Source organism: Paraburkholderia ferrariae NBRC 106233 (assembly GCF_000685035.1).
Lineage (GTDB): Bacteria > Pseudomonadota > Gammaproteobacteria > Burkholderiales > Burkholderiaceae > Paraburkholderia > Paraburkholderia ferrariae.
The window spans coordinates 26010-34040 of sequence record NZ_BAYB01000057.1 but is presented as its reverse complement, the minus strand read 5'-3'; the positions used below and the strand labels follow the sequence as shown (position 1 = coordinate 34040).

Below are 8031 nucleotides of genomic sequence, written 5' to 3'. Positions count from 1 at the left end.
CCGGTTGATGTGTTCCGGGGTATTCGTACCTTTCGTGCAATTTCTGGCGGTTAGTCTCTAAAAATTATTATTTATCAACGACTTGGTGAATTCGTGTTTCGAGGAAATGTTGCAGCACGAGAAGCCTTTCTGGACGGGGCTCTACGAGCGATGACCGCCAGAAATTGCACGAAAGGTACGAATACCCCGTCGACGAAACCTCAACCTGTGCGCTGTGAAGATGTGGACGCTCTCACCACAAGACTCGGCATGAGCCGATGCACGTAGTCGGCGATCGGAAAATCGAAGGTACCGCGCAGATTGATTCCTTCCAGCGACGTCGGCGAAATGCTGCGCAGGTGTTCGGGCAAGACAGGCTGGTTGCCCAGCTTCTCGATCGTGTTGAGTGCGCTTTGCATGTGCTGCGTATTCCACGCCATGACGGCATTGGTCAGCAACGTCAGCGCCGAGGAAACAGCCATCAGCGAGTGGCGGTGACGCGTGAGCTCGACGGGAATCTTGCCTTGGTGAATGGCGCGCTGCACGTTGTGGACAGCCTCGCCGCGATTGAGCGCGTGCTGCAATTCGTCGCGAAATACTGGCACGGTAAAGTAGTCGATCAGGAAGATTGTCCGGAAGAGACGACCAAGATGAACGCCGCCGTCGTAGAGTGGTTGACCCCGTGCGGCAGAGCCAAAGCGCGCAAGCGCCTGCACAGCCGTGCAATGGCCACTTTGCACGGACGCGGCAACGCGTACAAAGTCATCCCAGATAGCTTCGATGGCGTCGAGTCGGACGTCGCAATCGGCGATCGCCGCAAGATCCGCCGGTACCAGGAAATCGACCGGTACATGCAGTCGGCGATCGCGCAGATGAGCCAGCCGGGGGCACAGGTCGAAGCCCAATGCGCGGGCCAGCCCCATCGCGAAATCGGTATACCCATGGGTATCCACGGCAAGCATCGCCACGTCGTCGGTACTGCTTTGCCGGATCACACCTTCGATCGCGACGCCCGCCTGCCGCTCGTTGAGTACAATCGGCTGGTCGTAGAAGATGCCCCAGCGATCGCGCACATGCGTGTACACGCCAATCGATGCAGTGCGCCGCCGCGGATCGGCGCGCGCCTGCCAGACCGTTTTCGTCGTTTCCAGCGACATCATGTCCGACGACGCAAGGTCCGCCCGGCCCCAGTGCTGCGCGATCGGATGCCGGTGCATGAATTCGAGCACAGCATCGGCAGCCTGACGCAGCATCCGCTCATCCGCGATACGGCTCATCATCTGGCGGATCGCGGTCGCCGACAGTTCCGGCACCATGCGGGCGATATCGGCGGCGGACATCGACGTGCCGTGTGCGAGAACCGCGGCATAGACCATCAGCAGTTCGGTGCTGGAGCGCGGCTCCCGACCCAACAGTATCCAGCTGAAGCGCACAGTGCTGTCGACTTCGAGAATGATCTTCGGCAGTTGTCCATCCGGCCGGGGCGCAAAAATCGCCCGGCGCAGTGACTCGAGCGCGGCATCGTGTGGCTGGGCGCCCAGTGGGCCAATATGGACTGCATCATCGACGCGCACCTCGCCGCGCGCCACTGCTTCGCGAAGACGTTCCAGACCGGCATTGAGATGCTCGATGACCGGCTTTAGAAACTCCTTGGGATCCTGCGGTAGCTTCAGGTGACCATAGTAATGATTGCGTCTGGCCTGCCACTCGTCGTCAGGGATCAGCAGCGTGGCCTGACTGCGGAATTCGAAGCTGTGCTCGACATAGACTGAGCCGTTGCGCAAGGCGACGCGGAGCGCGAAGAGCGTCGCCCATTCGAAAGCGAGCAGCGCCTGGTTTCGGTCTTCGTTCTCGATCAGGCGTTGCCAGGCCCGACCGAGCGGGACGGTCGTGTCCTGCGGCAGCTCGACCGATCTGCTCGCGTAGAGGTCGCGTAATAGTGCGAGCGCTTCGATGACCGGATGCGCGGTCTGCGCTTCGAATGGCAGCGTCAACAGCCTGGCGAGCATGGCGCGAGCGACGCGCCGTTTGGATATCAGTTGCGAGCGAACCAGGCTCGCGCGGCTGGGTGTCTCCTGTTTGAGCACCGCATCCGCCAGGGCGGAGATCTGCTCGACCAGTTCGTCGTGCGTCAGACTTTCGTCGGCGACTATCGCCTTGACGGCCGTGGCAAAGTCGTGCATCTGTGCCTTGAGGTCTGGCCGCGCTGCCGAAACCCTGCTGTTCGCTTCGTTGAGCGATTTGCGAATCCAGCGGCCGAGCATCGAAAGCAACTGGTCGGTGGCGGTGCAGAGCGCATACCGCATGAAGCATGCGGCCTCAAGCCGGCGAGACGACTGGATTCGCTTGCTGACCGACGGTTTGCGATGGGCACAGCGCCGCGCGAAGTGTCGCACGCTTGCTTCATTGCATGTCGTCGGCCAGTTGCCGTGTACGCCAAGCTCGACCAGTCGATCAATCTTGCGGAACAGTTCGCTCATCTGATGCGTCGAGTTGCGCAGCGGCACCGACCACAGCCATTGCTGCAGGCTCGCAACCGACCCATGCGGCTGCGGCAGAACGCTTCCCCAGCGATCAAGCGTCGCTTCGCTGAACGCGTGGACGAGGCTACCGGTCAGCGTCGTCTCGACATCGCGCGCGGCCTGTACGAGCAGGGGCGTGAGCGCGCGGTCCTGCTGGATCAGGATGCGATGTTCATAAAGCCATCGCTTGAGTTCCTGCATGAGATCGGCGCGATTCGGGCGCCCCGCGAGCCGCTCCTTGAGCCAGCGCACGACATAGCGGCGCTGATGTTCGGCCATCGGCACGAAACCGAGCGCCTGATAGGCAATCACCTGATGGTCGAAGAGCGTGCGTTCGCGGGTTTCGTAGAGGGTCCGTAGCGTACCGAGGTCCGGCGGCTCGATCCCGAGGTGCTTGCCCAGATGGCTCCACAGGATCTGCGGCACATACTGGTAAGCATCGAGTGTCGCGCCGGTCATGCGCACGAAGCCGATATGCAATGCGAGCGCCAGCCGGTAAAGGGGACCGCGGCGCGCGTTGATGAGTGCGCGCTCTTTGGATGAAAACGTGAAGAACGTGGCGAGTTCGAACTCGCTGAGGTCGCGCGGCATCCGCCGCATGCCCAGATAAGCCAATCGCCAGTGTTCCATCGCCGTCCACTCCGAAAGCGAAAGCGGGGCTGACCAGCCTAGCCGGAAAAAATCGGCAAATCAACAGACAATTGTCGGAGCCTGCTAGCGCAGCTGGTCGTGAGAAACCCAAACAGCAACTATTTGATTTATATCAATCAAATATTAGGGGCAGTCCGCCAGCCCTTGTCGCGCCTAGATCGCGCTACCGTCGTGATCTGCATTGAAATCACGGGGATGCCCAGCAGGGCATTGCCGGCATCTTCCCGTGGACTTACGCGCAGTACATCGAGTTCGCGACGTCGATCGGCGCGGCCTGGTGGGCGCAGCCGGACCTTTGCTGCGAACCCGAAATTGCACGGAATCAGGACGAGATCGACTACCGCGTCGACGCGACGGCAACGCTCCTCGAAGGTACGTTGCGCGTTGTCCATCACTGGCAGGCCGAGCTCGCGAAGACGTGCAGCCAGCGCGTCGTGATGAACCTCCTACAGCCGCCCGTGCCCGTCATTCAGGGCTGGTCGGCCAGCGATTACCTGCGCAGCCTCGATCTGCTCCTGCAGGTGTGGGAGCGTTGGCGGCCGTGGTATGCACCGCCGGCGCTGATCGGCATCGGATCTGTATGCCGACGCAGCCTGCACCACCCGACACATGGCTTGTTCGCGATCCTCGCGGCGCTCGAGGGGCATCTGCCGGCCGGGTCGCGCTTGCACATGTTTGGCGTGAAGGGGAGTGCGCTGTCGGAGTTGAAGATGTTCGACTTCGTCGCGTCGGCCGACTCGATGGCCTACGACTTCGGCGCGCGCATGACGGCGCGCAAACGCGGCGCGTCCAACAGCATCGCGCATCGTTCTGCGGAAATGAGCCGCTGGATGGCGGCCGCGCAGGAGCGCCTGCGCCCGGCCGCCGGCGACCAGCTACGCCTGTCGTTCACCACTGACCAGTAAGGAACCACCATGAGCAAGGAACAACGCACTACGGCGTTTCGCACGGAACTGATCGCCCTCGTGAACTCCCACATCCGCGGGAACCAGATCATTCCCGAGGAGGTGGCCACCGTCTTCGCCGAAGAGGCCAAGGAGGCGCTGGACAGTCTCGCGTGGAAGCCGCACCCGCAGCGTGCCGCGAGCGAGCACCTGGTCGCGGCCGCCGCGTGTCTGAAGGACGGCCGCGTCATCCCGGTGCCGAACTTCGAGATCCTGTTCCCCGACGTCGACGACAAGGAGTAGGGCAGATCCACGCGCGAGGCACCAAGAGAAAAGGCCGGGAAATCCCCGGCCTTTTTCGTATATCGCCGTCGCCTTCACGCCGGCCGCGGTGCGCTGCTGCGCCGCGCGCGAGTCTCCTGCAGGCGCTGCATCTGTTCGTTGGCCAGCCGCGAACGCGGCGTCATACCGAGCTGCGCGTCGATCGCGTCGCATGCTGCCTGGAAGCTGCCGTAAGTGCCCTTAAGCACCTTGTCGCCATCCTTCGGCGCCGACGGAATACCGCTGCCGTAGGTCGTGTGGGTCCTCGCCATGACCTGATACACGTTGTAGCGGTCGACGACACCATCACCCTCGTGCTGGATGTCGAGGCGCTTGGCCGTGACCTCGCGCCCTGGATCGCCGCGATCGTTCGGCACGTTCGCGCGCGCAACGTGGTCGTACTCGCGCGATCGGAAGACGGTCTTGCCGACGACGACGTGTTCCTGCATTCGCGGATCGCTATCGGCCGGCGTAACGGGCTGGCACTCGACCATGAACACACGGTTCATGGTCGGATCTTCGAAGGGCGGCTTGCTGCCTGGCCCTTCGTGTTGTGCGAGTTGCGCGGCCACCTGGCGCGCGAGCTGCGCCACGTCGCGATCGACGCGATGATTGTCGACCGCTTGGATGATTGCCTTGTACTCGCTGCCCGTCAGGCGATGCCGTCGCTTTTCGTGGATGTCCTGCAGCAGCTCTTGGCATTGCTCGAGCGAAAGCGTCAGCACGCTATTCATCGCTTCACCCCCCGAGTCGCGACCTGTCGTAGTTGCACGCGAAGCATAGAGCTCACCAGCTCGGCGATGACGGCAATCGCGGCCGATGCGATGAGCGGCTTCGTCGTCCACTGCGCGATGCTGTCATCCATGCTGAGACCCTTCGTGTGCAGCACGATGCTGCTCACGACAGCAAGGGCAAGCACGAAGACGACACCGATTTTCCCGAGGCGGGAAAGTCGGTTCAGGAAGACGATCGTCTGGTTGAGCAGCAACTGGTTCATCAGGCTCTCCATTAGCTCGCGCTATCGAATTCCCCGCGCCGATAGACGCAATTTAACATAATAAAGATTATCGGTATTTTTGTAGGTTGTTGATTTTGATGGAAAATTTCAGGTTTTAGCCGCCGCTCGAACGATCTTTGGTGCATATCCGGACAACTGCTTGATGAGCGGATGCTCGGCTTCGAATCGGTCGATGGCTTTCAACGTCTCGCGGCGTTTTTCGAGCGCCGTATTCATCGGAGCGTTTTGCTGGGTGACGACTTCCTCGCCATGTTTCTCGACTCGGGCGTCGTAGCCCAAGCCTCGATCTGGCAGCGCATCTTGCGAGCCTCGAAGTTCAGCAAATGCGGCCGCATCTTCATCGTAGAGTTGTCGGTGCCGCGCGATGAGACTCTGACGTTCTTCCGCCGAATAGAACGTCTTCAAAAGCTGCAGTGCGGAGAGCGTTTCCAGAGATCTGGCGATGCTCCTCAGTTGCTCCAAAGTTTGATCGGTTTCCTTCGTATTCATCGATGGCCCTTGCTGTTCAATTACACGAAATCCCCACCCATCCCCCGCCTTCCCGCTCTGCGGGAAGGAGCGAGTCGCCCTCTGTCGTCAAGGGGTGCGGGGGTAAGCCCCAACCCCCACACCCTTGCCTGGAGCGTCTACACCGGCACGCCAGCCCGTCAAGGGCCGCTGCGCTGCCGTCCTCACCCGTTCGGTGCTCGACCTGGCCTGCGGCCAGCTCTGCGCTCCGCTGCGGCTTCCGGGCGTCCCCTTGACCGTCTGACATGCCCACAAATCAAACGCAAATACATACATACGTAATTGCGTACACTAATCCGGCAATCGACACCCTTTCCGCTGCTGGATATCTCGATCGCTCGGCCTCGAGGAGGCATCGAAGCGGAACGTCCCATCGTCGTACAGCTCAAGCCAACCCCACACGCATTCGAGCTCGGATTGTCCTGGTTGCGGAGGCTTTTCCCACCACGGTTCGCGACTCATCAGTGCCGGCATGGCCATCTCCCTCACCTGCAGGTGTCGTTCGAGATCCCGCCGTCCGGGTTCGTGTCGACGCACACGGCGTTGCCTGTCGCGACGACGAAGTAGCGCGCGATGCCGGTCTGCGTGGCCACGACCACCGCCGCGGCCGCCAGAAGCAGCCACAGCAGGCCCAAACCGATATTTCGCACTGCCTTGCCGCCCGAGCGTGCCTTCATCGCCGTGTCCCCTGCGTGTTAAAGATCGAAGCTGGCCAGCGGCGCCTTGGTCTGCGCATTCACCAGCTCGAGGTGCGCACGCGAGACGACGGCGAGCGCCGTGCCGTTCTCCGCGCGCGGCACGTACAGATACAGCGTGCCCTGCAGAGCGAGCGCGTTCTGAACGCGTGCCGCCTCAATGAGTTTCGCCTGCGCCTCATCGGAGACGGGCAAGCTGCACGGGAAATCCGACGGCAAAATTCGCAGCGTCGCGCCTTGCTGATTCCGCAGAATCCCTGCCCAGCAATACTGGCCGTAGCTCGTCAGCGGGAAACTCTTCGTGTTGAAGTCGTACTGGCTCACAGTGACGTTCGTCAGACCCAGCGGCTTCTGCGAATACCCGGACACCGGCAGCGCGTAGTAGTCGTGCTTCCGGTATTCGTCCATTGCGGCATTGATGCGCGGCAACTCGGTCGCGGCGAGATCCTTCTTCTTGAAGGCGTCGGTCTCGTTGTAGTACGAGGGCGACAGGCGGTTGAGCTTGTCTTCATCGCTCACTGCACCCTGCGTCTTCGCCGAAACGATATACGTCAGTGCCATGCCTGCCGGTTCACCGTTCAGATCGACATAGCTCGCCACCGGCACGCTGCGGTCCGGCTTCGGTAGCGTCGGCACCTGCGCGGCGGCCGGCGCCGGCGCTGGATCAGGCAGCTTCGGACTGTTCAGCAGCGACGCGGGCGACGCATTGGTCTGCCCCGCGCTGGCCTGCACCGAATCTTTCTTGCCATCGCACCCGGCGAGTACAAGGCCAACGGCCAACAGCATCGCACCAGCTTTCAAAGTCATCCATCAGTCTCCATGCAAAAATGGGCATGGTCGCCTCACAGCAACACATGCCCACAGGTTTGCCTATACGGCCTGCTCTCAGCCGAAAATCGTGACGAGGTTCGCCTTGCACTCGTCGGCTTTCCGACGGTCGATACGCACACCCACAACCGGCAACGCGGGCACACGCGTCAGCAGCTTCAGTAGCGCCGGTTTGTTCTTCTCGACGTCCAGCTCCCATGCGTTCACGTTGTCGAAGTCCACGAGCGTCTCGGTGCCGTCGTTGACATCGACGTAGAGCGCTTTGCGCGTCTTCGGATCGAAGCCGACGTAGCGGTTGTAGATCACCGACACGACCTCCCACTGCGGCGCGAAGCCCTTCGCCTTGAAATTGGCGACGCGGGCGAGCACGCGGCCGCGCAGGAAATTCGGCAACGTCTTCAGCAGCAGGTAGCCGAGCACGAAATAGCCGAGGCAGCCAACCAGCAGCGGCACCGACACCTCGAGATCCTTGCCGGCATGGTTGGCCACGATGAAGAAAAGCGGCACGGCCAGCACCAGGCCAAGCAGGTAGAACGGGCGGAGCACATACCAGATGATGTTCATTTTGGTCCTCCTTAGTATGCCGCGATTTTGTATCACGTCTTGCATACGGAATTTCTACAAGG

The 8031-nt window shown here is 61.5% G+C and carries 10 protein-coding genes; 2 read left to right on the top strand and 8 right to left on the bottom strand.

The genetic code is table 11. The features are described from left to right. Positions 1-200: 200 nt before the first annotated feature. Entirely contained in the window at positions 201-3131 is a 2931-nt protein-coding gene (locus BFE01S_RS35245; protein WP_028229516.1) for a Tn3 family transposase, read from the bottom strand. Between the two features lie 137 nt (positions 3132-3268). Continuing rightward, positions 3269-3544, bottom strand: coding sequence for a hypothetical protein (locus BFE01S_RS45400; RefSeq protein WP_174464480.1), 276 nt, complete (start codon positions 3542-3544; stop codon positions 3269-3271). On the opposite strand from BFE01S_RS45400, the gene BFE01S_RS41475 reads away from it, so the two are divergent. Next, positions 3464-4057 (top strand): deazapurine DNA modification protein DpdA family protein, encoded by a 594-nt coding sequence (locus tag BFE01S_RS41475; RefSeq protein WP_456088840.1) that lies wholly within the window; start codon positions 3464-3466, stop codon positions 4055-4057. The two genes, BFE01S_RS45400 and BFE01S_RS41475, sit on opposite strands and share 81 nt — an antisense overlap. A 9-nt stretch (positions 4058-4066) precedes the next feature. Further along, positions 4067-4339 carry a hypothetical protein gene (locus tag BFE01S_RS35235; RefSeq protein WP_028229515.1) on the top strand — a complete coding sequence of 91 codons (273 nt, stop codon included), beginning with the start codon at positions 4067-4069 and terminating at the stop codon, positions 4337-4339. 74 nt (positions 4340-4413) lie between these two features. Here BFE01S_RS35235 and BFE01S_RS35230 read toward each other — a convergent pair whose 3' ends face one another. The 6 genes from BFE01S_RS35230 to BFE01S_RS35205 all read right to left on the bottom strand — a co-directional run bounded on the left by BFE01S_RS35230 (position 4414) and on the right by BFE01S_RS35205 (position 7969). After that, entirely contained in the window at positions 4414-5091 is a 678-nt protein-coding gene (locus tag BFE01S_RS35230) for a hypothetical protein (protein WP_028229514.1), read from the bottom strand. After that, positions 5088-5354 carry a hypothetical protein gene (locus BFE01S_RS35225; RefSeq protein ID WP_007182996.1) on the bottom strand — a complete coding sequence of 89 codons (267 nt, stop codon included), beginning with the start codon at positions 5352-5354 and terminating at the stop codon, positions 5088-5090. The genes BFE01S_RS35230 and BFE01S_RS35225 overlap by 4 nt, the downstream gene beginning before the upstream one ends. A 108-nt stretch (positions 5355-5462) precedes the next feature. Further along, entirely contained in the window at positions 5463-5864 is a 402-nt protein-coding gene (locus BFE01S_RS35220; protein ID WP_028229513.1) for a hypothetical protein, read from the bottom strand. Between the two features lie 503 nt (positions 5865-6367). Next, complete coding sequence (locus BFE01S_RS35215) at positions 6368-6559, bottom strand: hypothetical protein (protein WP_007183110.1); 192 nt, start codon at positions 6557-6559, stop codon at positions 6368-6370. Between the two features lie 18 nt (positions 6560-6577). Continuing rightward, positions 6578-7384, bottom strand: a complete 807-nt coding sequence (locus BFE01S_RS35210; protein ID WP_007183109.1) for a hypothetical protein — start codon at positions 7382-7384, stop codon at positions 6578-6580. Between the two features lie 78 nt (positions 7385-7462). Beyond that, entirely contained in the window at positions 7463-7969 is a 507-nt protein-coding gene (locus BFE01S_RS35205; RefSeq protein ID WP_007183108.1) for a hypothetical protein, read from the bottom strand. Between the last annotated feature and the right edge of the window lie 62 nt (positions 7970-8031).